Consider the following 25,641-nt stretch of genomic DNA (forward strand, 5'->3'; position numbering starts at 1 on the left):
AGTTACGAGTATACTTTTTCAACTCAGTTGTAGGCCTGATCTCAATGAAACACACTCAAATTAGATTATTCTTGCTGGCGCTTGCGTATAGTTTGTTTATGGCTAGCACCTTTGCCACTTCGCAGGAATCGGAGCAAATCGAGCAAATCGAGCAAGAAAACAATCTAGAAAATGAACCAACAAAAGAGCTTCCAATGTCACTACAACCCATGGTACATACCGCCGAGTGGGCGGTTGACTGGTGGTTACCGCGCCATCAACAAAAATTGGCAGAATTAGAACAACGCAATTTCGATATTGACCTAGTATTTCTAGGTGATTCTATTACTCACAATTGGGAGTCGAAAGGAAAAGAGCACTGGCAAACGTTCTATGCCGAGCGAAAAGCGCTTAACTTAGGATTTGGTGGAGACCGCACAGAGCATGTGCTTTGGAGGCTGCAGAATAATGCGATTGATGGTATTGATCCAAAACTTCTCGTGCTACTAATCGGCACCAACAATACCGGTCACAGGCAAGACCCAGCGGATGAAACTGCCTTAGGCATTCGTGCTATTTTAGATGAATTAGTCACACGCTTACCAAATACAAAAATTCTTATGCTTGCTGTTTTTCCACGCGGTGAAACGGCCTCTGATCCACTTAGAATTTTAAATACACAAGTGAATAAGCAGATCCAAAAGTTTGCTGACAATAATTCGATTTTTTGGCTAAATATCAACCACATGTTTTTAACTGAAGACGGTGTATTACCTAAATCAGTGATGAATGATTTTTTACATCCAGAGTCTGAGCAGTATCGTAGATGGGCATTGGCCATTGAGCCCTATGTAAAACGCTTTGTAGACAATGCACCTAAACCTACTGACGCTGAACCTAAAGATATAAGGTAGTTACTTTTGTTGTTGTCGTAGATTCATTGCCGACGACAAACGCTTAAAAAACGCATTGTAAAAAGCGACTTTATCAATGCGTTTTTCATCATCTTCCCCCATTCTCACCACTACCATATTCCATTGCGGTATCACAAACAGCATATTGTTATTAAAGCCACGAGCGTAAAACATACCTTTGGGTGCATCAGGCATTTGCCATTGACCGTCACGATTTTGCCCGTTTACCCACCAGTTGAACCCGTAGTAACCAACCCCGTCTATACTCTTGCGATCAGTCTCGGCGACAGGAATCTGAAGGCTCACCTGATTTCGCGTGGCTTGTTCGATCCAATCTTTGCTTAACAGTTGCTTACCGTCATCGCTTTTGTCATCTATCATCGTGTTTTGATAGGGATAGTGACCTTCGTTCAGCATGAGCATGCCGTATTTGGCAAGTGATACTGCAGAGAGCTCTATGCCTCCGGGAGCATAGTTCATATCAAAGCCACTAATTGCATCACTTTCATGCCACCACGCCCATTCATTTACTCCCATCGGTTTCATTAGACGACTATCTAGATAATCGTAAAGAGATTCACCAGCAATCTTGGTCAATACTGCGCCTAAAATAATCATTGCTTCATCCCAATATGCATAGGCACTCCCGGGCACAAACAAGGGTGATGCTTGCAAAAATGGCGTCTTCGACCAGTCCTCACTGTCCTCATTCCAGCGATTTTCACCCGCCGCGTTGTAGCCAGACGTCATAGTAGTAAGATGCTTGAGAGTGACATGGGAATAGTGATCACAATATTGCTTATCAATACTGCAAATCTTGGTATCTAGGGTGGTTTTACCGTCTTCAATTAATAAGCCAAGGGCAGTGCTGACGAAGCTCTTGGTAACCGAATAAACGTTGTGCACCTTGTGCACCTCTTCACCTGCGTATACGACTTCGTCGTCTTTGATAATAAGGGTTTGTGAAATCCCATCACTTCCTGCATTCTTTTTAATGTAATCAAGCGCATATAAAAGCTTATCGTTGTCCAAAGCTTTCACTTCGCCGTCTTGCTTCGCGCTTGCCAGCATCCAGGGACCAAGCATCGATGGCTCATCGAGCTCAGCTGCAAGACTCTCAGAGCCAAACGGGACAAGTGTAAAAGCAAATACTATTGCTAATGTGCATAATTGTAGTTTCATAGTTCACAACCCAGACAAAATAGAATGATGAGCATACATTAAATCCAGAATGTAGCTTAGCCCCTCGCTTAAAAATTGATAAGTAAAAATATATAAAGTAATTGTTCAAACGAGATTGCTTTGGTGATCATGATAGGATTGCCAATGATCTTTAAAAGTTAACCCTACACTTTTTATCGAACAAAAATAAGAATGAGAACACATGAGACAATTTGCCGAGCAATTTTTTAAGCTTCAAGAAAAAGGCGCTAGCTTTAAAAATGAATGCATAGCGGGGCTCACTACATTTGCTGCCATGTCATACATTTTAGTGGTCAATCCGAATATTCTGGCAGCTGGCGGAATGCCTATTGAAGGATTAATTACTGTTACTGCATTGGCGGCGTGTTTCGGTACCTTGATGATGGCACTGATGACGAATTACCCCGTCGCACTAGCACCTGGAATGGGTTTAAATGCCTTTTTTGCTTTCACCATTTGCATTGGGCGTGATATTCCTTGGGATGCCGCCTTAGGCATAGTATTTTACAACGGAGTACTATTCGTACTGCTCTCGCTTACTGGCGTTAGAACGAAAATCGCAGATTCGATTCCCCAAGCACTTAAAGTAGGAGTGCAATGTGGAATCGGCTTGTTTATTGCGTTTATTGGACTGAAAAATGCTGGTCTGATTATTGACAACTCTGCCACATTGGTCAGTTTAGGTGATTTGTCTGAGCCGTCTGTGATGCTCGCTTTATTTGGTATTGTGTTCACCTTAATTCTGGTGGTGAAGCGAGTAACAGGCGCCATTTTGATTTCTGTGGTTCTTTTAAGTATTGCGGGTGTATTTATCATGGTCAGTGGACAGCCACTCACCGCGACACCCGATGCGATCGTAGGCCTACCACACTCAATCGGCGATACCTTTTTTGCAATGGATTTAATGTATCCGTTGCTGAACTTTGCACAAACTTGGGATTTAATTTTTGCCCTTCTTTTTGTCAATATGTTTGACACTATCGGCACACTTATTGGCGTATCGCGCAAAGCAAAACTACTCGATAGCACTGGTAAACTTCCTAAATTTGGTCGCGCAATGACCGCTGACGCAGGAGCAAGCGTTGTGGGTGCAGCTCTTGGAACATCACCTGTAACCTCGTATGTTGAATCAGCAGCGGGCGTCTCGTCTGGGGGCAAAACCGGTCTTACCGCAGTCGTCGTTGCACTTTGTTTTTTGTTGTCACTATTTTTAACGCCCGTAATGGAAGTGATTCCGTTGATGGCAACTACGCCAGCATTGGTAATGGTGGGTATTTTCATGATGGAGTCTTTTCGGCAGTTAGACTTCGACGATATGACATCAATGGCAACGGCTACCGTAGCAATGATCGCAATGCCTTTGACATTTAGTATAAGCGAGGGGATCGCAATTGGCTTTATTGTGTACACGGGTATAAAGGTTGGCGCTGGCAAGTTCAAAGAGGTTTCGCTACTTACCTATATACTTGCTGCGGTATTCTTGCTTCGGTATATCTTTGGTTTAACATGACATCAAAGCTGTGCGATTGAGTAGGAGGAGAGTTTACACTCTCCGTCCTCTCACACCACCGGACGTACGGTTCCGTATCACGGCGGTTCATGTTAAATACTTGAGACGATGATAATAGTCCATTAATGATATTAAACCTAGGCTGTCGAAGAACTTTTTAGGTAGTGCTTGATTCATGTGAGAAGCCCCTGAGTTGAACCAAGGTCCGCTGCCATTCGTCGCGCTTGTCGCCGCCCTCGCTTCATCAATACCCAATCCGATTAGTCTCTTAATGCGTGTGTGAACACGTTTCCATTGACGCCATAAAATCTTGCGTAGATGTCGGCGAAGCCAGCCATCCAAGTCAAGAAGTACCTTTTTGACGTCTATATGTCGGAAGTAAGTTATCCAGCCTCGCAGTTTCAGGTTCAGCTTTTCCACCGTACGGTGAATTGACCATCCTCTTGCACTGCGCAGTGTATGTTTTACGTCCTTTTTAAAACGCATTTGCACCGCAGGCGCTATTCGCAATCGAACATTTTGCTTGCGATGACAGACACTATACCCCAAGAACTTTCGTTGCCACGGTCGACCCACATCACTTTTCTCTTTGTTCACCTTTAATTTTAAGGTGCTCTCTAAGAAACTCGTCACGCTTTTCAATACACGATGTCCTGCACGCTCGCTTTTGACGTAGATATTACAGTCATCAGCATAGCGACAGAACTTATGCCCTCGGCGCTCAAGCTCTCTATCTAAGTCGGTCAATATGATGTTCGACAGTAACGGCGATAATGGTCCACCTTGAGGTGTCCCCATCACCCGTTGACTGGTTTTGTCATTCTGTGACACACCTGCCCTCAGATAAGCACGAATGAGTTTAAGCACCGCTTTATCCTTGACATGGCGCGCTATTCTCGACATCAATATGTCGTGATTAACATTGTCGAAGAACTTCTCCAAGTCGATATCGACCACCCATCTATAACCTTCCTCGATATAGGCTCGCGCTTGTTGAACAGCTTGCCCTGCATCGCGATGCGGCCTAAATCCATAACTATTCTCTGAGAACTGCTCCTCAAATATAGGACTTAATACCTGATGTATCGCTTGCTGAATCAATCTGTCCAACACCGTTGGGATGCCTAATTCGCGTTGCCCACCGCCTGCTTTAGGAATACTCACCTTAAGCACCGCTTGTGGACAATAACGCCCTGCCAATAAATCGGCTTTGTGGTCTTGCCAGCGTGTTTGCAGATACGCTTTAAGCGCATCTACACTCATACCGTCAACTCCTGCCGCCCCTTTATTGCGCATAACTCGCTGATAAGCACCTTGCATATTAGGTCTTGATAGTATCTTTTCGAGTAAGGTCATCGTCTCCTCATGAGAGTAAATCCTTGTGCGCCGCGTGGCTTGAAGCCTTATTCACCTACTCTTGCAGATACTGTCTGCACCCCTTGGCGATAATCAGCTATATCTCAGTAGCTGTTTCTGCTCCTTCTACCCTCATCGAGCACTTGGCTCTCAAACCATTTAACATGTTCAGCCCTTCAGTTGACGGCAATCAACCTACTATGGCCTCGGCTGACTTCTGTTTACCCATCTCAATACCTCTCGATATTAATAGCCAGTGGCAGATAAACAGACCTCCCAAGGTAATGCGCGTGACCTTCACACTTATGCCCGCCGTATCTACGTCCGCAGTTTCTGGACAAGTATTGGGCTTTGAAGATAATGGCCTTCTCACCCACTGCGACCGCCTCATATACGATTCCTGTTCGTCAGGCCAGTGCTTTGCTTTCGGCTTTCTTCAGATTTCACCTCACGATGAACACCCTTGCCGTTCAGCTAATTATTCCCCTTGTCGGGCTAATAGTGGACTTTCACCACCAAGTCATCTGATCGCCACCATGCGTATCAGAACAGCACCATTAAGGCGCTACGCGCCATACTTGGCGCACCATAAAAAATCCCCGGCGAGTTAACGACGGGGATTCCAATAATTAACCCGAACTCTGGATAAGAGGCAGTGCAGGAATATAAAAAGTGCTGAGATTTCAGATTGTTAGACTCAGTAGTCCTAATGGCGTGGAGGACAAGGCGTAAAAGTGATTCTATTGCTCACTTTTATAACGCAGTAATCCGCGCCATTAGGGCTGCTGAGCGCTGTCTCTTATCCAGAGTTCGGGTTAATAACAGTGGATTATATGCGTTTAGCCTTAGCCCTTTTCAACCTGACCAAACTCTAGCTCAACTGGCGTAGAGCGCCCGAATATTAATACAGATACTTTCAAGCGGCTTTTCTCGTAGTCTACTTCTTCTACTACGCCGTTGAAATCAGCAAAGGGACCGTCAGTAACACGAACCACTTCGCCTGGCTCAAAGAGTGTCTTCGGTTTAGGCTTATCTACAGACTCTTCAAGGCGATTTAAAATGGCATCCGCTTCTTTTTGCGTGATCGGCATAGGTCGATCCGACGTTCCGCCAATAAAGCCCAGCACTCGTGGGATACTCTTAACCAAATGCCACGAATCTTCATTCATTTCCATTTCGACCAACACGTAACCAGGAAAAAACTTACGCTCTGACTTGCGTTTTTGTCCAGCTCGCATTTCGACGACTTCTTCAGTAGGGACCAGTATCTCACCGAAATACTCTTCCATACCGTGCATCTTAATGTACTCTTCTAGCGTCTTCTTAACGCGTGCCTCATATTGCGAGAATGCTTGTACAACGTACCATTTCTTATCCGCCATCGTCTACGCTCCGATACCCGTGACTAATCCAATGAGAAAAACAAGCACCATGTCGATAAGGTACAACATCAAACCAACGACCGCGGTAGCAAACAAAATAATCAAAGTCATACGAACCACTTCTTGTCGGGTCGGCCATACTACTTTACGCACTTCTAATCGCGCATCTTTGGCGAAGGTTAAAAAGGTCTGCCCTTTTTGTGTAGTCGCGGCAATACCCAAGGCAATGACGACTACTGCCACGGCAACTAGCGCTCGATACAAAACGGATATCTCGTCATACGACTCATACGCATATACAAGACCGCCTAATAGCGCAAACACCACTAGCCATTTAATTATGTCTAATGGGTTAGATGAACTTTCTGCCTTCTCACTCATTCGTGTTACCTTTGCGAAATACCGCGTATTGAGGCGATATTATCAATCTGTTTATTTATCTAAAGTGGCAGGGGTGGAGGGACTCGAACCCCCAACCATCGGTTTTGGAGACCGCTGTTCTACCAATTCGAACTACACCCCTAACTCTGAACACTATCTAATCCCAGTTTGGGATAAAAAGTAGTTACACTACCCTTGTGAAGTTGTGAATCGTGTGGGAATCGTCAGCGTCATAAGGGAGGGAGCGGTATTATACTGACACCGTCAAATGATACAAGCTAAAACCGAATGTGTAAGCGATTATTTTGCACAAAGTAGCTTCAAGTTGCTTTTTTCAGGTATATTTGAACATTAAAAGATGCTTTTAAGATTACGCACATGCAAAACCATGAACAGCAAGCTCTTGCAGATTTCATTGAATACCCAGAAGCTCAAATGCTTAGGCGAGCTGAGGACTTTTATAAAGACATAAAGCGACGCCACAGCATAAGAATGTTCAGCGAGCGCGCTGTTGACAAAGCTATTATTGAAAATTGCATAAAAGCGGCCGGGACAGCCCCGAACGGCGCCAATCGTCAGCCTTGGCATTTTGCCGCCATACATTCGGCCGATGTAAAACGTCAGGTTCGAGAGCAGGCAGAAGCTCACGAGCGAAGGTTTTACGGAGGTTCAGCGGGCGAGCAGTGGCTAGATGCACTTAAACCTTTAGGTACTGATGCACAAAAACCATACCTTGAAACGGCACCATGGCTCATCGCTGTGTTTTCGCAAAAAAAATCAAGTTCTGATGAAAAGCAAAATGGCAGTGCTTCAAAGCAGCAAAACTATTACATTCATGAGTCTGTCGGGATAGCGACTGGCTTTTTGATTACCGCTTTACATCACGCCGGGCTTGCAACACTTACTCATACCCCTAAACCAATGAGTTTTTTGTCTAAAATATGCAAGCGTCCTGACGATGAGCGCCCTTACATGCTTATTATTACGGGCTATCCTTCAGCGGATGCGACGGTGCCAACACATGCTTTACAAAAAAAAACTCTAGATGAAATCGCAAGCTTTTTATAAGGTTAGCTGCGACTAAAATCCGCTTGCGTAAATCGGAGCCGCTCCCACCACCGCTTGCTCTTCATCAAACAGGACAATAGCGGGGAAATACGATACGTAATTGCCTTGAGTAGCTTTATCAGCAACCCAGATCAAGTGATTTCCGTTTCTTAACTTACCTTTGTACTGGATTTGAATATCGGTGAACTCATCATTATAGGTGAGCATAGACCGTTCCAACCAAAGCTGAAATCCAGACTGTGAAAGGCTTTTGCCTCGTTCTGTGCTTGGCCCAAGTGAAGTAGGCAAAGCACGAAGCTCCAGTTGGTGAAAAATGGCACGCATCGTCTTCGTATTTTGTTCATCTACTTGCAAATCGAGAGACAATGAGCACCTTAAGTACTCAGCCGAAATAATCTGATTTGCGAGGGTTTCGCTAATTCTAAAAGCAGCGCGCGCCTGCTCGTATTCCGCGCAACTACTTACCCGCATGCCGCTTTCTAGCGTAAGTGAGGACATTTTGCTCTCGGGTGGCTCTTGTGGACTCTGGCACGCAAACAAAGATAATGCGCTCGTTAAGATTAGAAAGTATATACGCATAATATTCGTCTTAATTTAAACGGCAATGACTGCGATGCTCGGAAAAGCTAAAAAGTTCAAAAACTTAATGTCATGCATGCTCAACATAGTCTGCCTCTTTATTGCGCCTTGAAGGATATCTGTCACCAAAATCTCTCAGCTCCACAATGGCTCCATGCCAATCTTGGTTGATTACGCAGCGCCAAAAGCTAGGACAGCGTTTGGGTAAACTGCCATATTGAAATGATACCGAGGCAATGACGGTTTGCCACCTAGCACTTAAGCTAGCAAACTTCGATTCAGACGCTTCATTGTAATCGTTCACCACGCGCGCAATCATGGCAGCCTTTACCGATTTATTAATGGTAATGGCATGCTCAGAGCTGATTGAAAACGGATGCTGATCCAGATACCGCTTGGCGTCCATTCCTTGTAAGCCCAAATAGGGTGAAAGCTGGCTTATCAATTCAGGTGGAAGTCCTAATTCTCGCAAATCGTGCTCATTTCGAGCACCAATATCAAAACCCACCGCTAAAGTAACACCACTTTTGCTATTTTTTGGATCAGGCACATAAGCCTGTAAAATATTGCCACCTTCAAGTGAGCTTATAAAATCAAAATCAATCTGGTGACCATCACTAGCATTTTGCATATTTACTCCAGATAAGGATGAAACTAGCGCCTGTAGACCGTTACATAAAATAAAAACAGCAGTCTTACAAAAATACGACGATTGTCTAGTGCTTTTTACAACAAACCTGACTACTATGAATTTAAGAAGAATCGATGATACGTTTTTGGAGTGCAAATGGAGTCTTTGAAAGTCGCAGATCATATGAACCGTCGCGCAGTAAAGTTAACGGTTGACATGCCCGTCGCTGAAGCAGTTGAAGCCTTGCTAGTGGGCAAACAAACGGGCGCGCCCGTGGTAGACAGTCATAATAAGCTTGTAGGTTTTTTATCTGAACAAGACTGTTTAAGTCAGATGATTACATCCAGCTACTACCGAGAGCAAGTTTGTCGCGTAAAAGAGCTGATGAAAACACCTGCACTCTCGGTTAAGGGCTATGACTCAATTCTAGAGTTGGCTCAGACAATGCTCAAAGAAAAGCCTAAAGTCTACCCGGTGATTGAGGATAATGGAGAGCTGCTTGGTTCGATCAATCGTTCTGAAGTGTTAAATGCAATTGATATGCAGCTTCGGGATGGTTACAAAAGCCACGCATAAATACGCGCCAAGAGCCCATTATTCAACCCCAATGAAGCCCCCCGTTTGGTGTGCCCATAGCTTGGCATAAATACCGTTTTGCTGAATAAGTTCAGCGTGCGAGCCTGCCTCAACAATTTTACCTTCATCCAACACCAATAGCTTATCGAGTTGTGCAATCGTTGAAAGACGATGTGCAATCGCCAGTACCGTTTTATTTTCCATAATTTTTATTAGGCAGTCCTGAATGGCTGCTTCAACTTCCGAGTCCAGTGCTGATGTAGCCTCGTCCAGAATTAATATCGGCGCATCCTTTAACATGACGCGTGCAATTGCGATGCGTTGGCGCTGGCCGCCAGAGAGTTTTACGCCGCGCTCGCCTACATGAGCATCGTAGCCTGTGCGACCTTTTGCGTCGCTGAGCGATAAAATAAACTCATGCGCCTCAGCCTGTTTAGCAGCTTGAATCATTTGCTCTTCACTTGCATCCATGCGCCCATACAAAATGTTATCGCGTACAGAGCGATGCATAAGTGAAGTATCTTGGGTAACCATACTAATTTGTGAACGCAGGCTTTCTTGCGTCACCTCATCAATTTTTTGTCCATCAATGCTAATAGTGCCTGACTGAATATCATAAAAGCGCAACAGCAAGTTCACTAATGTTGACTTTCCTGCGCCAGAGCGCCCAACCAAACCTATTTTCTGTCCCGGTTTGATATCTATGGACAAATCTCTAAATACGTCAATTTGCTGATTAGCTTTGCCAGCATAGGCGAAGTTGACTTGGTTGAAGTTCACCGCGCCGCCACTAACTTGTAGTGCGGTTGCCTGCGCTTTATCAACAATGTTCGCAGGCACGGCCAGACTGTCAATTCCATCTTGCACCGTACCAATATTTTCAAATAGCGATGATACTTCCCACATGATCCATTGAGACATACCGTTGAGTCGCAAACTTAAACTAACCGCGATAGCGATATCGCCCGGGCTGACTACTCCGTTTATCCACAGATATACCGACAGTGCAGCAATACTGAAAACCAATAGAGAGTTGCTAAACCATACGCAAGCTTGCAAAACCGTGACCAGGCGCATTTGCGGATATACAGTCTGTAAAAAACCATCCATCCCTTCTTTGGCATAGTTTTCCTCGCGCTTGTGATGACTGAAGAGCTTTACCGTCATGATGTTGGTATAACTATCAACAATGCGACCAGTCATAATCGAACGCGCATCTGCCTGTTTTTGCGATACTCGTTTTAATCGAGGAAGAAGCGAGCGCAAAATCAAGATATATATCAATAGCCAAACGAGCAAAGGCATGGCAAGTCGCCAGTCAGTTGCGAATACCAAAACCACAACCGAGATAAAATAAACGCAAACATAAACCGCTAGGTTGAGAATTTTAGTGACCGTCTCGCGCACCGACAATGCGGTTTGCATCACCTTAGTCGCCACACGACCTGCAAACTCGTCTTGGTAGAAAGATAGGCTCTGCCCCAGTAAATAACGATGTGCCATCCAACGAATACGCATGGGATAGTTGCCCATGATCGACTGATGCGTAATCATTGATTCGAGTATGACAAAGGCAGGGAGTATCAATAGCACCAATGCGCCCATCCAAACAAGCGTCCATTTTTCTTCATCTAAGAAGGTCGCTGGGTCTCGCTGTGCGAACCAATCAACAAACTGCCCCATAAAGCCAAATAAAGACACTTCTAAAATCGCAACCAATGCACTGAGCAAGCTAACGCTAAGTAGCACTAACCACATACCTTGAGAATAGTATTTGCAAAATTCAAACAGAGATCGCGGCGGCTGTTTTGGCGCTTCTATTGGGAAGGGTTTAGTTAAGCCTTCGAAAAATGAAAACATTTAGTGCTCTTTATTAGATTACTTTTGAAAGAATAAGCCGTATTTTTGCCGCTAACGCGACGTATCGCAACGCATTGCGACTGCGAGCAGGGCAGAATATGTGTCACTCATGGCCATTAAAGTCACGCATTACAAGAATTTAATTAGCAGCATCACCGCCCAGTATGCACAAATTCCAAATTGCACTAAAAAGAATACAAAGCGCAATATCACTGCCGCGTTGCTGATAGATGAAATATGAATAATAGACTGTGCCAAACGAGCACCGAGTACGATAAACGCTAAGGCATTAGTAATCGCACTTGCATTTATGGCCAAGGCAAGCAGCATTATTCCCCCAATAAAGGGAAAGCACTCTACCGCATTCAAATGTGCGCGGGTAAGCCGCTGCCCTAATGCCCCGACATCTGACCCGTCTGCTTTAAATACAAGAGACGTGCGTTTTTGGAGTTGATTAAATACAGTTCGATAGGATGCTAAGGCCAAAAGCATAATCATTATCCAAATAATGTATCCAAGCAAAGCGAGTATCGTGGCGTTCATAATGATTCCTTGTGACTTTCTATTTTTTCAGATCTAATACTCAAGGATGCGTTTGTTTGGGACTTCTTGCAATAAAAACTTTGCCAAGCGATCATAACAAGCTTACTACAATACTGCTTTTTTCCCTTTGGAACATACTATGACCTACCAAGACATTAACGCTCAAGAGGCAATTGAGCTAATCGCCACAAAGAATGTGCAGTTAGTTGACGTGCGTGAAGCGATTGAGTTTGCTGGCGGCCACATTCCCGATAGCGAACTTCATCCTGTCTCACACATCTCAACTGATGCGATCAAAATGGATAAGGACGCTGTGATTGTTTACTGTCAGAAAGGGGTGCGTGGGGCTAAAGCGTGTAAAAAAATTTGTGCGATGATGGAGCAAACAATAGACACTCCTCGCAAAATTGAAGTGTTTAACTTGTCGGGTGGCATTGAAGCTTGGGAAAGCGATGGACTTGACATTGTACGCTTAAAAACTAAGGTTTTACCGCTTCAAAGACAGGTTCAGTTGGCGATCGGACTGTTGCTCTTGCTGTTCAGTGCAATGAGTATTTTTGTTAACCATGCTTTCGTTTGGGCGATTGTCTTTATGAGCGTTGGGTTAATCATTGCTGGAATAAGCGGTTTTTGCGGGCTGGCTCGACTTGTTGCGATGATGCCCTGGAACAATCGTGTGAGTAACCCGAACTCTGGATAATTCCTAGCTTAGCTTGCGCGCTCTAATACGCTTCCCTTTTACTTTTTCTTCCCTAAACATCGCTAAAATACGCTTTGCACTTCTTAATTTGACTGCCACTAAGGCTTTCTGTGGCCCGACCTGGATTTTACCGATGTCTTTGGCAGGAACTTTCGCCAGTTTTGTAATCGCGCCTAAAATGTCGCCTTTACTCACTTTTTGTTTCTTCCCGGCATCCAGCTGAATCCCAACGTACTGAGGTAGCTTAATGCGATTCGCGTGGAAACGAAGAGATTGACCACCTTTTATGGGAATGTCTTCATTTAGTTTCGCGTTGAAAGCGATAAGTTTGATTTCATCTTCATCGTCAATTAGCGTAACCGCATGGCCCTTTTCTCCCGCTCGACCCGTGCGCCCTATTCGGTGGGTATGAATGTCAAGATCGTCTGAAATTCTATAGTTAATGACTAAATCAACCTGCGCTATATCAAGCCCTCGCGAGGCTACGTCTGTCGCAACAAGCACATTTGCACAGTTGGTGCTAAACAAATTAACCGCATTACTGCGCTCAAATTGCTCCATATCGCCTTGCACCTGCACCACGGAAAATCCATCTAACTTCAGTTGCTCACTCAACTCAACGACTTCCACCTTGGTTTGGCAGAACACGATAGCAGACTCACTTTGCTTCTCAGTTAATATTGCAGCGACTGCGTAAGCTCGTTTATCACTGGGTACCTTGTATGCAACTTGAGTGATGTTGAGTCTTGCAGCATCGTCACCAAGCCTAATAATGCTTGCTTGATGCTGATAACGCTTACTCAAAGCCTCAATTTTGCCACCGAATGTGGCCGAAAAAAGCAGGGTTTGCAAGCGGTCAGCAGATTGTTGAGTTACCGAGTTTTGCCTGAGCTGATCGTGCAATGCATTGAGTATCCAATCCACTTGGTCGGAAAAGCCCATATCCAGCATACGGTCTGCTTCGTCAAGCACCATCGTTCGCACCCCACCTAAGCTTAGTCGCCCTTGCGAAACAATATCCATTACCCGACCTGGTGTACCCACCACGACTGCAGGGGCGTGACGCAATGACGCTAACTGGGGCGCAAGCGCTACGCCACCAAAGAGCGCAAGTATTTTAGTATTCGGGATGTCTCTGGCTAAAAGCTGAAGTTGATAGTTTACCTGTTCAGCGAGCTCACGAGTGGGGCATAACACCAAAGAGTGTGGGTGAGCAGTTTCGTTCTCAGCAGCAGCAAGTTTATTCAATATACCAAGGCCAAAGGCGAGTGTTTTCCCACTCCCCGTTTTTGCCTCAACTGCAACATCTTCCCCGGACAATACTTTGTCTAAACACGCGCTTTGTGTCTGAGTGGGTTGGCTAAACTTTAATTTATCAAGCGCACTGATGAGCGCGGCATTAAGATTGTATTTATCAAAACCTGACACTACGACTGGCTCTTTGAGTTTGAGATCTGATATTCGCTGGACATTGTTTGACCATTGACTTTAGACAGCTTCCACTTAAGTGACTCCCCCGCAAAAAAGGGCACAATTTTGTCCTCTCCTGGTAAAATGGTGCTTTGGGATGATTTTAAGGTGATAAGCTCTGGCACAGTCCATGTTTCCTTATTTAAGGTGATGCTACCTGTGTTTCGCGGTAAACCATAAAAGTCGGGGCCGTAATGGCTGGCAAAGCCTTCTAGTTTATCAAGCGCATTCAGGTCATCAAACACTTTGGCGTAGAGTTCAATCGCACTCCAAGCACTGTAACAACCCGCACATCCGCAGGCTGATTCTTTTTTGTGTTTTTCGTGAGGCGCGGAATCAGTGCCTAAGAAGAACTTAACGCTGCCACTTTTCACTACGTCTCTAAGCGCCTGCTGATGAGTATTGCGCTTTAGCACAGGCAGGCAATAATTATGCGGACGGACGCCACCAACGAGCATATCATTGCGATTAAGCAGCAGATGTTGTGGAGTGATGGTAGCGGCGACATTAGCATCGGACTCGAGTACAAAGTCGACTGCATCTTTGGTAGTGATATGTTCAAACACGACTTTTAAACCTGGGAAGCTCTTTACGATGTCGCGCAAGTAACGGTCAATAAACATTTGCTCCCGATCGAAAATATCAATCTCACCCTCCGTGACTTCGCCGTGAATAAGCAGCAACATCCCCACCTCTTGCATAGCTTCAAACACCGGATACAAAGAATTAATCCCCGACACAGCTGCATCAGAATTGGTAGTTGCTCCTGCCGGATATAACTTACTCGCCACTATCCCCTGTGCTTTAGCCTTTCTAATCTCCTCTGGGCTTGTGTCATTGGTAAGATAGAGTGTTACTAAGGGCTCAAAATCGCTTTTTTTAGGTGCGGCAGCCAAGATTCGCTCTTTATACTGTAAAGCCAACTCAGTAGTGGTGATAGGCGGAACAAGATTGGGCATTGCAATAGCGCGCCTGAAACATCGTGCAGTTGCGGGTACGGTCTCAAGTAACATGTCGCCATCGCGAAAATGTAAATGCCAGTCGTCAGGAGTTTGGATGGTAATTGAGTCAGTCATATTGAGTATCAGTGTATTGAGCTTTAGTTGGAGGAAAAGGCTTATTCGCACACAGCTTTTACGATTATTTATGAAATGCAACGCGCACAACATCCGATTATAGCCTGATATCTTACGTTAACGCATAGTTTTACTTGGCTTTTTGAAATAAACTTAAGCAAGTGAAGGTCTTTTGATTATCTATCTGCGTCTTGAAAACCCTTGCGCACGCTTATGAGTTGCATCCTTAGATGCGTCCTTCGTCGCAAAACAGTACGCTTAAAAGAGGTTATGTCTTAGTAAATGTCCCGCGTTATCAGTATCAGCAATATTGTTTCGAAACCTAGTGCACTCGCACGCATCTATGTGTGGATTTTAGACCGATTGCTAGGTGTTGCAAAAATGAATAGGCTGTATCAACAGCATCAAATGCAGGGACTAAGCAAAGAGGCCTTTGCTGATAAGCTCATCGACCTGTTGGAACTGGACATTTGCGGCCTTGAGGAACTTAAAGCTAAAATTCCCAAAAGCGGACCCGTTGTGATTGCCAGTAACCATCCCTTTGGCGGCATTGAAGGCGTAATTTTAGCGCGAGCCATTGGCCAAGTGAGGCCTGATTTAAAAGTTTTGGCGAACAAAGGATTGGGGATATTTCGTGAGCTCAAAGACTACTTTATTTTCACCAACCCTCTAGCACCTAAAGATCCGCGCAATGGCCCAAGTTTGCGGCAGTGTATCGCGCATGTAAAAAACGGGCATGCGCTACTTATTTTTCCAGCCGGGAAAGTATCATTTTTTGCCAAAGAACACGGCCAAATATCAGAGCACCCTTGGAACAAGGTACTAGGAAAGCTTATCAGCGCTGAAAATTGTGCCTACATCCCTGTTTTTATTAGTGGCCAGAATAGTCCGCTGTTTTACAGGGTAGAGCGGGTATTTTATAAAATGCGCATGTTGTTGTTAGGACGCGAATTACTCAACAAGACAGGTGCCAAAATTAACATCAACGCAGGCAACGCAATTTCCAGCAAACATATAGGCAGCGGAACAAAAGAGTTCAAAGCCGCATATGCACGCGCTTTGAGTTATGCGCAAGATTCGTCGTGGCGCTATGAATGGCCCGCAGATACCGTAGTAAGGCAAAAACCTCTCGCACAGCCGGTGGCCGCTGACATACTCAAACAAGAAATTTCATTGCTTCCTAAAGAGCAATACCTCACTCGCTTTAAAGGTTACGACGTTTACTATGCTTCTAAGCACCAAGCACCCATGGTCATCCATGAAATAGCGCGATTGAGAGAACTGGTTTTTAGGCAGCACAACGAAGGCAGCGGAGAGGCTATCGACACTGACCATTTTGACGCAAGCTATACGCACCTTTTTATTGTGAATTCTGCGACCAGCAAAATCATTGGCGCATATCGCATGGGACAAACGGACAAAATACTTGCTCAAAGCAGTGTTGAGGGGCTCTACTTACACAAAATGTTTGATTTCAAAGAGTCTTTTTTGAACAGACAAACTCCTTGCTTGGAGATGGGGCGCTCATTTCTTATTCCTGAATATCAGGGGTCTTATCAAGGGCTCTTACTCTTGTGGCGAGGCATTGGCGCTTTTGTTTGCAAATTCCCTCAGTATCGAACCTTGTATGGAACCGTCTCAATAAGTAAATTGTACGATCCGCGCAGCGTAAGACTGATTGAAAGCTTATTGATACATGAAAGCACCCACGACGTTTTCCCGCGGGAGCGTTTTCATTTTAAAATGCACCCAGAAATTGAAGCATTCACAAACAATCATCTACACAATCTCGAGCAGAAGTCACAAGCGCTATCAGGTTTTTTGGCAGCCATTGAACATGATGGAAAAGACATTCCGGTGCTGGCCAAGCAATATCAAAAAATGGGCGCTAAATTCCATGCCTTGGGTATCGACAGCAGCTTTAACCACACACCAGGTTTGTTGCTTAGTGTTGAATTAAGTAAGTCTCCTAAACGCTTATTAAAACAGTATTTGGGCGAAGGATATGAGGGCTATCTGCGCAATAAGGGAGAATAAAACTCCCCTTCAGTAAAAGAAATCACAGTCTTGGGTCGCGTTATTATTGATTAATTTAACGAACATGCATCCAAATTAGCGGCCAATTGCATCTTATAAATACACTTTCCTACATAGACCGATGCAATGAATCAATTAAACACCTATTTTACCACTGTGATTACGCTACTATTATTGGGCATAAGCACGAACATAAGTGCACAAACACCACAATTAAATACCGACAGATCTTCAATTGATGAGCACTTAGCTGCTTGGTTGACAGAGCATGACACACCCAGTGCTGCGGTAGCCATAGTGGTGGACGGTAAGCCTTTATGGGCGATCGTCGAGGGCGAGCAGTCTATAGGTAAACATGCGGATCACGCCACACTATACAATGTCGCTTCACTGGCCAAACCTGTGACAGCAGAGCTGGCCTTGCGCTTGAGTGTCGAGGATCATTCGTTTTTATCTGCTAACCCCAGCAAGTGGTGGGTTGACCCTGACATAGAAAACCATAAGTGGCTAGATTCTCTGCGTATTTCACATCTGTTGGCGCATCAAAGTGGATTGCCGAATTGGAGATATCAAACTGATGACTCCCTAAGGTTCTTGTTTCAGCCCGGCAGTGCTAGCGGATACTCGGGAGAAGGATATCAATACTTAGCGAAAGCCATCGAGCATAAATGGCAGCAGCCATTTGAACAAATGATGCAGGAGCATGTTTTCGAGGCAGCCAGAATGTCCAGTACATCGTTCACCCAAACTGACTATTTTGCCGACCATATCGCTCATCCCAAAGGACGTAAGGGCGCCTATGGCAAACCTAGTATTCAAACATCATATGTCGCTGCAGACGACCTATACACAACGATTGATGACTTTTCAAAATTTTTGTCCTTCGTGCTACAAGGCAAAGCATTGACGCAAGGTACAAGGTGGCAATTAGACTTTAATATGGCTGACAAACTATGTGCTTCTGGACGTTTAGGTCAGCATTGTCCTGACGAATTAGGCTTCGTTATGGGCTGGAGTAAACTCAGTTATCCAGATGCAACTTTTTACATCCAAGGCGGTGGCGATTGGGGTGAAAGGACCTTCGCCCTCATTTACCCGGACATGAATCAAGCAATCGTGGTATTTACTAATGGCGCAAACGGCATGCATGTGATTAAGCGTGTCTTTGAATCCATATTACCTCACGAAGGATTGCTCGCGTTTTTAACGATGCAAACAGGCCAATAACTCATGAATACAGATATTCTATTTCCCTTAAGTTTTTTATTGATGATCTTTGTAGTAGTCAAGCTGCTGCTCGAGCATCTTCTTAAACGACGCCAAATGCAGCAACAAACTTTGCAAAGTGCAATTGTGAGTGGAAAATCGATACCGGAGGAGCTTTGGCAGCGTTTTTTAATGTCGGTAGACCCTAAAAGGAATGATTTACGCAAAGCAATACAGTTCTTTGTATTAACCATTATTTTTTTGGGCATCGCAGTTTTGCTGCCTTTCGAAGAGCCCCATGCTCGCAGCTCACTGCTGGTAGTCGCCATGTTTCCTGCTGGTATTAGTGCGGTTTACTTTTGCTATTGGTTATTTTGGTACCCGAAGCTAAATGAGTGAATCTCAACTTGAGCTTCAGCTCATCGTTCGGGCTGCATCCGGTGAGCATTATGCCTACGAACAACTAGTAATACGATATCAAGCATTGGTGTATTCGGTGCTTCTGAACCTATGCCGCCACAGGAGTTTAGCAGATGATTTACTTCAAATGACCTTTTTAAAAGCGTGGGAAAAGCTAAACACATATCGCAACGGCTCCTTTCGGAGCTGGCTGTGCAAAATAGCGGTGAGGGAGTACCTTATGCATCAGCGAAAACATGCACGAGAGAATAAGCTGACTGAGGCGCTTGATCTCGGGGATGAAAACAGTGAAACCAAACGCGATGCAACTGAGTCTTCTTTAGATTTACAAAAAGCACTTGGTCTATTGCGCCATGAAGACGCTCAGCTCATTGTCATGCATATTCAAATTGGCTTCACGCATTCAGAAATAGCCACCTTGATGAACATGCCGCTAGGAACCGTAAAGTCGAAAGTTCGTCGGGGACTGAACTTAATACAAAACACTTGGGAATCTAACAGTCATGAGTGAGTCGAACGTTAAAAGTACGCTAGAAAAAATGTTTAAAGAGCACGAACAGCATTGCTCAAGCAGTATTTCGAGCTTGGCCTTATTTAAACACCTAAAGCAGCGGGAAAAACGCAGGCGTCAACATATGGCACTGTTTTGGGGATTTATCATGCTAAGCGCAGTAGTGTTATTAGTAAGCAACGTAAGCTTGGTAGATTCGATATTTTCTATACTCACGAACATGAGTCTTATGATGCTAATAGCAGTGGGACTTGTTGCGAGTATGTTTATCGCAGCAGTAGCGGATTAAGCTATATAAGCTGCTATCGCTAATTCTTTTTGGTAAACGCAGCAATAATCACAACTCGCGTACCGTTGACTCGCCCCTCTTTATGCAGCGGATTTTATCACAGTCTAATATTACGCACCGGCACTGGGCAGACAAACAAACTTGCGTGCGTGAGCTTAAATTCACAAGCCACTGCCATTGATTAACAAATGCACACCGATGCTGGCCGCATAACCCAGCGCAATCGCGGGTGTCCATTTGAGATGAGAAGCAAAGGTGTATACGCCTCGTGCGGTACCTAACAGAGCAACACCCGCGGCTGAACCTATGGCCAGCATACTGCCGCCGACACCGGCTGTGAGTGTGACCAACTGCCATTGCTCAACTGGCATGACCGGATCCATAGTGAGTACCGCGAACATCACCGGAATATTATCGACGATTGCGGATAGCACGCCCACCAGCGCATTTGCCCAAATAGGTCCGAGGTCGCTATACATCAGTTCGGAAATCATTGCCATATAGCCAAACTGGCTTAGCCCAGCAACGCACATAATTACGCCATAAAAAAATAATAAGGTATCCCATTCAGCGCGAGATACACGTTCCATCACGTCAAACTCTTTCACATCGGCTCTTTCATCCGTCATGTCCTCAAACAATTCTACTGAACCAACAGTTTCGCCATTGTTATTGGTCACAGGCGCTGCGCTAAACATAAGATAGGCACCTGATTGACCAATATTTTCAAAGTAATTTGCGGCATCGTATGCTTTACCTTGAATCGGGTTGTCACGATACAGGCCACCATAGTGCTGGCGCACGCCGACACCGGATTCATCGTCGAGCATAACATCCGCCAAAGTCGGCCGTTCGTCTTTATAAAACGCTTGCCAATGATTTTTTGTGCCGATCATGTCTGAGGCCTTGATGCCAGTAAGCTCTTCCAGAGCTGCATTCCAGTGAGTCACTTCGTGGTCGGTATTGAGCATAAACGCCGGATAGGGTTGGTCATTTAAATGTTCACCGATGTCCTGACCATAAGACTGCAATACGCTCAACGGGTTTTTATGCGCTTCACTGCGTCCTCCAAAAATGGAATCCGCCATTACAGTGCGCCCTTCGACGCGTTTTAAGTAAAACGAATACAGGCCCAAGTAACCCAAACCAAACATCATACCGGCCGCTGGTGGCAGGTGCAGAAAGCTGTGAAAACTTACGGCCGTGACTATAGTGGCAAGGAATAACACCATCATCACTTTTGCACCCAGTTTCATGCGCGCTTTTTCCTTTGTGGCCTGAGGTATGCCATCAGGAAGCGCGAAATGCATCAAGACTGCGGGCACCAACCAGTTGACCAGCGATGGTACAAACAGTGGCAAAAACTGCAAAAACTCAACCTTACCTTTTTGCCATACCATTAAAGTGGTGATATCACCAAACGGTGAAAACGCGCCTCCGGCATTGGCCGCAATCACCACGTTAACACAGGCAATGGATACAAATTTGATATCTTTGCCGCCAACGGCCATCACTACGGCACCCATTAACAATGCAGTGGTCAGGTTATCTGCTATTGGCGAAATCGTAAAAGATAGCGCGCCTGTCACCCAGAACACTTTCTTTAAGGAATAACCACGCGAGACAAGATAGGCGCGCAAGGCCTGAAATACATTACGGTCTTCAAGCGCGTTGATATAGGTCATTGCGACTAACAGAAACAGAAACAGTTCTGCATATTCGATAATCGCATGGCGGATGGCGTAATGTGCTTGCTCTGATGCGCCTACATCATTAAACGCCAGTGCCACCAGGATCCAGATAATACCGGCAGCAAACAGAACCGGTTTGCTTTTGAGCAGATGTATATTGTTTTCCAGCGGAACCAGTGCATAAGCCAAAACGAAAATGGCGATGCTGGCATATCCATAGAAGGTGGCACTGAGCTGAGGTATTTGTTCGAGTGCAGGTGTACCTGCCGCCTCTGCCATGGCAGCAAAAGGAAACAGCAACAAACTCAAAATAGTCGCAGCAATTGGCAAGCGGGAAGAACAAAGCTGAATACGAAACGCCGGAATACCCATATTAATATCCATTAATGAAGATTTTTTGTGTGCTAAATCGATAGTAAGCTAACAACACTAAATTGCGTTTACCATTCTACTTTGGGTGCAGATAAAACTGAGATGAACGCGGGAATGATTTTTTCACGAACGATGCTTTTGCAACTTAATCAAGGTGGCAGTTGCGCTGACGGCGCGTAAGTGCCGAGAGTCAGCGCACTGTAAATAGATTTCATTTATAGTGTAAAGAAATCACATTAATAATCTCCAGCATACCAAGCGAGTTATTGTAATCACTTAACATAGGTGCAAAACCCTATTTGTTTCCAAAATAAGGCTCGGGAACAAGATAGTTGTTATCGTTATTAAAGAGCAAGCGTTCAGATTTCAATAGTTTACGAGACTTTTACAGTTAATAAATATGGTTCAATTGATAGTTGCAAGTTTTCCCATTTTACTTCTGATTTTTTTAATGACGAAAAAACGCAGTATGGCATCTCAAGAAGCCATTCCGCTGTGTGCATTAGTCATATATTTAATATCTTTGTTTTATTACCAGTTTCCAGCTATTGAAGTGCATGCAAAAATCATCAGTGGCTTACTAAGTGCTTTGACGCCGATCAGTATTATTGCGGGCGCTATTTTTCTATTTCGGTGCATGGAACATTCGGGCGCATTGGCACAGATCAAGGTTTGGCTAAACGGTGTAAGCACCCATTCTATCGCGCAGCTTATGATTGTGGGTTGGGCGTTTTCATTCCTAATTGAAGGGATTAGCGGATTTGGAACACCTGCGGCAATTGCTGCACCAATACTCTTTAGTCTTGGTTTTCCTGCTGTAAAAGTGGCAGTTTTTTGTCTTATTCTTAACACAGTCCCCGTCACATTTGGTGCTGTTGGCGCCCCTATATGGTTTGGCATGTCGGTGATAAATATCTCTGAAAACGACCTTGCCGGGATCGCAAAATCCGCTGCATTAATCAACGCAGCGATTGCGCCTTTCATTGTGATTTTAGGCCTACTTTTTGTGGTGGAAAAAGCAAGTATAGTGTTCAGAAACCTACTATTTATTATGCTCTCTATATTTGCCTGCACTTTGCCGTTTGTAATAGCAAGTCATTTTAGTATTGAGTTTCCAACCGTGATAGGTGGCACTGTAGGCATCGTGATCACAATTCTTCTCGCCAAATATTCGATAGGTATTGATTCCAAAGATGCTGAAGAAGATGATTCGATTACAAAAATCGGCGGCCTAGCTTTATTAAAAGCCAGCTTCCCGCTATGGGGAACCGTGGTATTGCTATTTGTCAGTAGGATAGAAGAATTTGGGCTTCAACAATTATTGCGATTATCCCAGCCAGCTCTTCAATTCGACATTCCATTGCTTGGAGAACTATCAATCAGTGTCTCTTTGGTTTTTACACTAAGCAACATTTTGGGCACACAAGAATCATGGAATCATAGCCTTTTGTATATTCCATCTATTTTGCCCTTTGTAGTCATCGGGTTTATGACGCTAATTTGGTTTAACAGTGCTTCTTCAGGACTAGCGCTTGAAGATACAAAAACTAAAATGAAGTATCCTTTTATCTCTCTTTTAGCCGCAATGGCCTTCGTAAATTTGATGATGATGGGAGAGGAGAAATCTGCTGTGCAGACAATTGGTTTGGCGCTGTCATCGTTTAGCCAAGAGTACTGGACATTTTTTGCACCATTCTTGGGGGCACTGGGTTCTTTCTTTTCGGGCTCAGCAACTATTTCGAACCTCACATTTGCCGGCATCCAACTCAGTATTGCTAAGCAATTATCATTGGATTCTCAGGCAATACTGGCTTTGCAAGCTGTTGGCGCGACAATGGGTAACATGGTCTGCATCAATAATATTGTAGCGGTCAGTTCGGTTCTTGGTTTGCATAATCGAGATGGGGAAATACTCAAGCGTAGTTTTTTAATACTGCTTGTTTATGGCGTAATGGCTGGTCTTTTTGGCATTCTAGTCTTGTAACTCCAGTATTTGCTGTGATTGACTACTGTTTCAATATGATTAAGTTTAATAAACCGTTAATTTGGAACAATTGGAAGGAATGCAGTTTTGTATTGGTTTTTTGTACTTTTAGCGCTAATGATAACAGTGATCATAGTCGCATTATTAGGCATGCGATTTCGCGCTCCAAAACATGAAGGGGATAGCTATCGAACCTTATGAAAAAGTTAAGCGTTCGAGGCTAACATATATCAGCATTAGTTGAAAATTACTCAGAACCAATGCAGTGTGTTTTAATTTTTCGATTGCTGAGTGCAGCGCCAGCAAATGGGGGCGATTTATTCTCTATCACTAAAATGTTGGCAACCCCACTCGACCCAGCCCCCACATCGGTCAGCGATACGGTCAAACGACGGTTGTAGAAGACTCAAGGTCATAAAGCTTTACCAATTGACACAACAACTTAGTTTCAAGGCGATGCCGTATGTACTTTTGTTGTTGTGGTATTTCCAGCAAAACCCTTTGTTCTTGGAAAGTGGCATTCAAGGATGTCGAACAAGCACCTAAAAATCTTTAATGGCAAGATACTCGCTAAAGCGCCACTTCAACAATTTAAGTTCCCAGATATGCTTATAGCACAAACCCTCTATCCAAAACCGATACGAATGACGATTATTTGTCTAAAGCCGACTGCCAGGTCAGAACGTTCAAGCAAAAGTGTCAGATTAGATATGAGCCTTTACCGATTAAGCTATGCAAGCTTCTATCTCTAATTTTTTTTGGTAAACGCAGCAATAATCACAATTCGCTGACCGTTGACTCTCCCCTCTATATGCAGCGGGTTTTCTGACAGTCCAATATTACGCACCGGCGTGCCGCGTTTGGCTGTAAAGTTTGCGCCCTTCACATCTAAATCTTTGATGATTGTAACACTATCGCCAGCCTCTAGGATTGCGCCATTTGCGTCTAGCGTGACTTGTTGAGCCATCAAAGGTGCTTTGTGTGCCCACTCGAGCAGCGCATCATCAAGATATAGTATATCCAGAGAATCTTGCGCCCACGCTTGTTCACTATATTGTTTTAGCAAGCGATAACTAAGGACCTGAACAGCCGGGATGGGTGACCACATGCTTTGGCTTAAACATCCAAAGTGCTCGGCGCTCGCAGCAACACCATTGACAAGATGGTCATGGCATATACTGCAAAGTAACACGGCGCTGTTTAGTGAGCTATCTGGGCTGCCATCAAGCAAATACGCTTGAAGGTTTTCTGTTTTTGAACACAGTTCACAGACAGAATCTGCGCGTTTTTTCAATTCATCAATCATTTATTAGGGATGCGATCTTGTTGTTTAAGCGCTTTGAGTAAGATGAGTGATAGTTGCAGGAGCGTATCCAAAATATTCTGGAACTGTCTTATCTTGCATAGCGCAAATAATGCGGATTAAAGCATAGTGATGGATAGCGTGACTGCTAACAAAAATAAGCTCTCGTTCAAGGGTGGACTCACAACTAGCAGATTTTGTATGGCTGATATCAATTTCTGTGGTCACTCGCACATTTTGTTTGCAATCATCGTCACTTAAAGAATTCAACCATCTTTGTAACTGCTCCAGCTCCTCAAGCGCAGCGTTTGGCGACTGTTCCACCTCATTATGACGGTGCCGAACATTATAATTGATATGAGAGAGCGACGAAGCATCGTGAGTGGCCATGGCGCTTTGGATAGCGACAAAATGATCAATAACATGACGCATGTGAGCACCAATGCTGCTGGGAAAGTGTGGCTTTATCACTTTTTGATATTCGGCTCGACTGAGGTTTTCGAGCAACAAAATGGCTTGCTCAAGTATCGCTGAGTAACTGTTCGACATATGTGTTCCTTTTGGTCAGCTTCCGTGTTGTCGTGCCGACTTCTATTAAGC

25 protein-coding genes and 1 tRNA gene are annotated in these 25,641 nt (G+C 44.5%); 12 read left to right on the forward strand and 14 right to left on the reverse strand.

Annotated features, from left to right (window positions below; genetic code table 11):
• Nucleotides 1-44 precede the first annotated feature (44 nt).
• Nucleotides 45-893 (forward strand): GDSL-type esterase/lipase family protein, encoded by an 849-nt coding sequence (locus PN836_RS10235; RefSeq protein ID WP_395338009.1) that lies wholly within the window; start codon nt 45-47, stop codon nt 891-893.
• Here PN836_RS10235 and PN836_RS10240 read toward each other — a convergent pair whose 3' ends face one another.
• The gene (locus tag PN836_RS10240; protein ID WP_395338010.1) at nt 894-2,075 is read right to left on the reverse strand and encodes a serine hydrolase domain-containing protein; all 1,182 of its coding nucleotides are present in this window, start codon (nt 2,073-2,075) and stop codon (nt 894-896) included. It abuts the gene before it with no gap.
• A 202-nt stretch (nt 2,076-2,277) separates the two neighbouring features.
• Here PN836_RS10240 and PN836_RS10245 point away from each other — a divergent pair, with 202 nt between their 5' ends.
• Nucleotides 2,278-3,606 (forward strand): NCS2 family permease, encoded by a 1,329-nt coding sequence (locus PN836_RS10245; protein WP_395338011.1) that lies wholly within the window; start codon nt 2,278-2,280, stop codon nt 3,604-3,606.
• A gap of 87 nt (nt 3,607-3,693) precedes the next feature.
• Here PN836_RS10245 and ltrA read toward each other — a convergent pair whose 3' ends face one another.
• The gene (gene ltrA / locus PN836_RS10250; protein ID WP_395338013.1) at nt 3,694-4,962 is read right to left on the reverse strand and encodes a group II intron reverse transcriptase/maturase; all 1,269 of its coding nucleotides are present in this window, start codon (nt 4,960-4,962) and stop codon (nt 3,694-3,696) included.
• Between the two features lie 164 nt (nt 4,963-5,126).
• Here ltrA and PN836_RS10255 point away from each other — a divergent pair, with 164 nt between their 5' ends.
• A complete protein-coding gene (locus tag PN836_RS10255; protein WP_395338014.1) occupies nt 5,127-5,573 on the forward strand; it encodes a hypothetical protein in 447 nt (148 codons plus the stop codon).
• A gap of 234 nt (nt 5,574-5,807) precedes the next feature.
• Here PN836_RS10255 and nusG read toward each other — a convergent pair whose 3' ends face one another.
• From nusG to PN836_RS10270, 3 genes are all read right to left on the reverse strand, one after another.
• The gene (nusG, locus tag PN836_RS10260) at nt 5,808-6,344 is read right to left on the reverse strand and encodes a transcription termination/antitermination protein NusG (RefSeq protein WP_395338017.1); all 537 of its coding nucleotides are present in this window, start codon (nt 6,342-6,344) and stop codon (nt 5,808-5,810) included.
• Between the two features lie 3 nt (nt 6,345-6,347).
• Nucleotides 6,348-6,725 carry a preprotein translocase subunit SecE gene (secE, locus tag PN836_RS10265; RefSeq protein ID WP_395338019.1) on the reverse strand — a complete coding sequence of 126 codons (378 nt, stop codon included), beginning with the start codon at nt 6,723-6,725 and terminating at the stop codon, nt 6,348-6,350.
• Between the two features lie 65 nt (nt 6,726-6,790).
• Nucleotides 6,791-6,867 (reverse strand) — tRNA-Trp (locus PN836_RS10270).
• 236 nt (nt 6,868-7,103) lie between these two features.
• On the opposite strand from PN836_RS10270, the gene PN836_RS10275 reads away from it, so the two are divergent.
• Complete coding sequence (locus PN836_RS10275; RefSeq protein WP_395338021.1) at nt 7,104-7,793, forward strand: nitroreductase family protein; 690 nt, start codon at nt 7,104-7,106, stop codon at nt 7,791-7,793.
• Nucleotides 7,794-7,805: 12 nt separating this feature from the next.
• On the opposite strand, the gene PN836_RS10280 is transcribed toward PN836_RS10275, so the two are convergent.
• Both PN836_RS10280 and PN836_RS10285 read right to left on the reverse strand, forming a co-directional pair.
• Entirely contained in the window at nt 7,806-8,291 is a 486-nt protein-coding gene (locus PN836_RS10280; RefSeq protein ID WP_395338022.1) for a hypothetical protein, read from the reverse strand.
• Between the two features lie 151 nt (nt 8,292-8,442).
• Nucleotides 8,443-9,003 carry a pesticin C-terminus-like muramidase gene (locus PN836_RS10285; protein ID WP_395338024.1) on the reverse strand — a complete coding sequence of 187 codons (561 nt, stop codon included), beginning with the start codon at nt 9,001-9,003 and terminating at the stop codon, nt 8,443-8,445.
• Nucleotides 9,004-9,159: 156 nt separating this feature from the next.
• On the opposite strand from PN836_RS10285, the gene PN836_RS10290 reads away from it, so the two are divergent.
• Nucleotides 9,160-9,579 (forward strand): CBS domain-containing protein, encoded by a 420-nt coding sequence (locus PN836_RS10290; protein ID WP_395338026.1) that lies wholly within the window; start codon nt 9,160-9,162, stop codon nt 9,577-9,579.
• Nucleotides 9,580-9,597: 18 nt separating this feature from the next.
• Here PN836_RS10290 and PN836_RS10295 read toward each other — a convergent pair whose 3' ends face one another.
• Together PN836_RS10295 and PN836_RS10300 are read right to left on the reverse strand one after the other, a co-directional pair.
• The gene (locus PN836_RS10295) at nt 9,598-11,439 is read right to left on the reverse strand and encodes an ABC transporter ATP-binding protein (protein WP_395338028.1); all 1,842 of its coding nucleotides are present in this window, start codon (nt 11,437-11,439) and stop codon (nt 9,598-9,600) included.
• A 129-nt stretch (nt 11,440-11,568) separates the two neighbouring features.
• Nucleotides 11,569-11,982, reverse strand: coding sequence for an MAPEG family protein (locus tag PN836_RS10300; RefSeq protein ID WP_395338029.1), 414 nt, complete (start codon nt 11,980-11,982; stop codon nt 11,569-11,571).
• 139 nt (nt 11,983-12,121) lie between these two features.
• Between PN836_RS10300 and PN836_RS10305 the strand changes: the two genes are divergently transcribed.
• Nucleotides 12,122-12,682, forward strand: a complete 561-nt coding sequence (locus PN836_RS10305; RefSeq protein WP_395338031.1) for a rhodanese-like domain-containing protein — start codon at nt 12,122-12,124, stop codon at nt 12,680-12,682.
• A gap of 3 nt (nt 12,683-12,685) precedes the next feature.
• Here PN836_RS10305 and PN836_RS10310 read toward each other — a convergent pair whose 3' ends face one another.
• Both PN836_RS10310 and pyrC read right to left on the reverse strand, forming a co-directional pair.
• A complete protein-coding gene (locus tag PN836_RS10310; protein ID WP_395338033.1) occupies nt 12,686-14,110 on the reverse strand; it encodes a DEAD/DEAH box helicase in 1,425 nt (474 codons plus the stop codon).
• Nucleotides 14,110-15,228: a dihydroorotase gene (gene pyrC, locus PN836_RS10315; RefSeq protein ID WP_395338035.1), complete on the reverse strand. Its 1,119-nt coding sequence runs from the start codon at nt 15,226-15,228 to the stop codon at nt 14,110-14,112. The genes PN836_RS10310 and pyrC overlap by 1 nt, the downstream gene beginning before the upstream one ends.
• A 282-nt stretch (nt 15,229-15,510) precedes the next feature.
• Between pyrC and PN836_RS10320 the strand changes: the two genes are divergently transcribed.
• From PN836_RS10320 to PN836_RS10340, 5 genes are all read left to right on the forward strand, one after another.
• On the forward strand, nt 15,511-17,265 hold the full coding sequence (locus PN836_RS10320; RefSeq protein ID WP_395338037.1) for a lysophospholipid acyltransferase family protein: 1,755 nt from the start codon (nt 15,511-15,513) through the stop codon (nt 17,263-17,265).
• Nucleotides 17,266-17,391: 126 nt separating this feature from the next.
• Nucleotides 17,392-18,492: a serine hydrolase domain-containing protein gene (locus tag PN836_RS10325; RefSeq protein WP_395338039.1), complete on the forward strand. Its 1,101-nt coding sequence runs from the start codon at nt 17,392-17,394 to the stop codon at nt 18,490-18,492.
• Between the two features lie 3 nt (nt 18,493-18,495).
• Nucleotides 18,496-18,870, forward strand: coding sequence for a hypothetical protein (locus tag PN836_RS10330; RefSeq protein WP_395338041.1), 375 nt, complete (start codon nt 18,496-18,498; stop codon nt 18,868-18,870).
• Complete coding sequence (locus PN836_RS10335; RefSeq protein WP_395338043.1) at nt 18,863-19,402, forward strand: RNA polymerase sigma factor; 540 nt, start codon at nt 18,863-18,865, stop codon at nt 19,400-19,402. The genes PN836_RS10330 and PN836_RS10335 overlap by 8 nt, the downstream gene beginning before the upstream one ends.
• Nucleotides 19,395-19,691, forward strand: a complete 297-nt coding sequence (locus tag PN836_RS10340; protein ID WP_395338045.1) for a hypothetical protein — start codon at nt 19,395-19,397, stop codon at nt 19,689-19,691. The genes PN836_RS10335 and PN836_RS10340 overlap by 8 nt, the downstream gene beginning before the upstream one ends.
• Before the next feature lie 161 nt (nt 19,692-19,852).
• Here PN836_RS10340 and nhaD read toward each other — a convergent pair whose 3' ends face one another.
• Nucleotides 19,853-21,766 (reverse strand): sodium:proton antiporter NhaD, encoded by a 1,914-nt coding sequence (nhaD, locus tag PN836_RS10345; RefSeq protein ID WP_395338047.1) that lies wholly within the window; start codon nt 21,764-21,766, stop codon nt 19,853-19,855.
• 439 nt (nt 21,767-22,205) lie between these two features.
• Between nhaD and PN836_RS10350 the strand changes: the two genes are divergently transcribed.
• A complete protein-coding gene (locus PN836_RS10350) occupies nt 22,206-23,738 on the forward strand; it encodes an L-lactate permease (protein ID WP_395338049.1) in 1,533 nt (510 codons plus the stop codon).
• A gap of 748 nt (nt 23,739-24,486) precedes the next feature.
• Here the strand turns inward: PN836_RS10350 and PN836_RS10355 are convergent.
• Together PN836_RS10355 and PN836_RS10360 are read right to left on the reverse strand one after the other, a co-directional pair.
• Nucleotides 24,487-25,032 carry a PhnA domain-containing protein gene (locus PN836_RS10355; protein WP_415926371.1) on the reverse strand — a complete coding sequence of 182 codons (546 nt, stop codon included), beginning with the start codon at nt 25,030-25,032 and terminating at the stop codon, nt 24,487-24,489.
• Between the two features lie 36 nt (nt 25,033-25,068).
• The gene (locus tag PN836_RS10360; protein ID WP_395338052.1) at nt 25,069-25,590 is read right to left on the reverse strand and encodes a DinB family protein; all 522 of its coding nucleotides are present in this window, start codon (nt 25,588-25,590) and stop codon (nt 25,069-25,071) included.
• Between the last annotated feature and the right edge of the window lie 51 nt (nt 25,591-25,641).

Source organism: Ningiella algicola, from assembly GCF_028401415.2.
Taxonomy (GTDB): Bacteria; Pseudomonadota; Gammaproteobacteria; order Enterobacterales; family Alteromonadaceae; genus Glaciecola.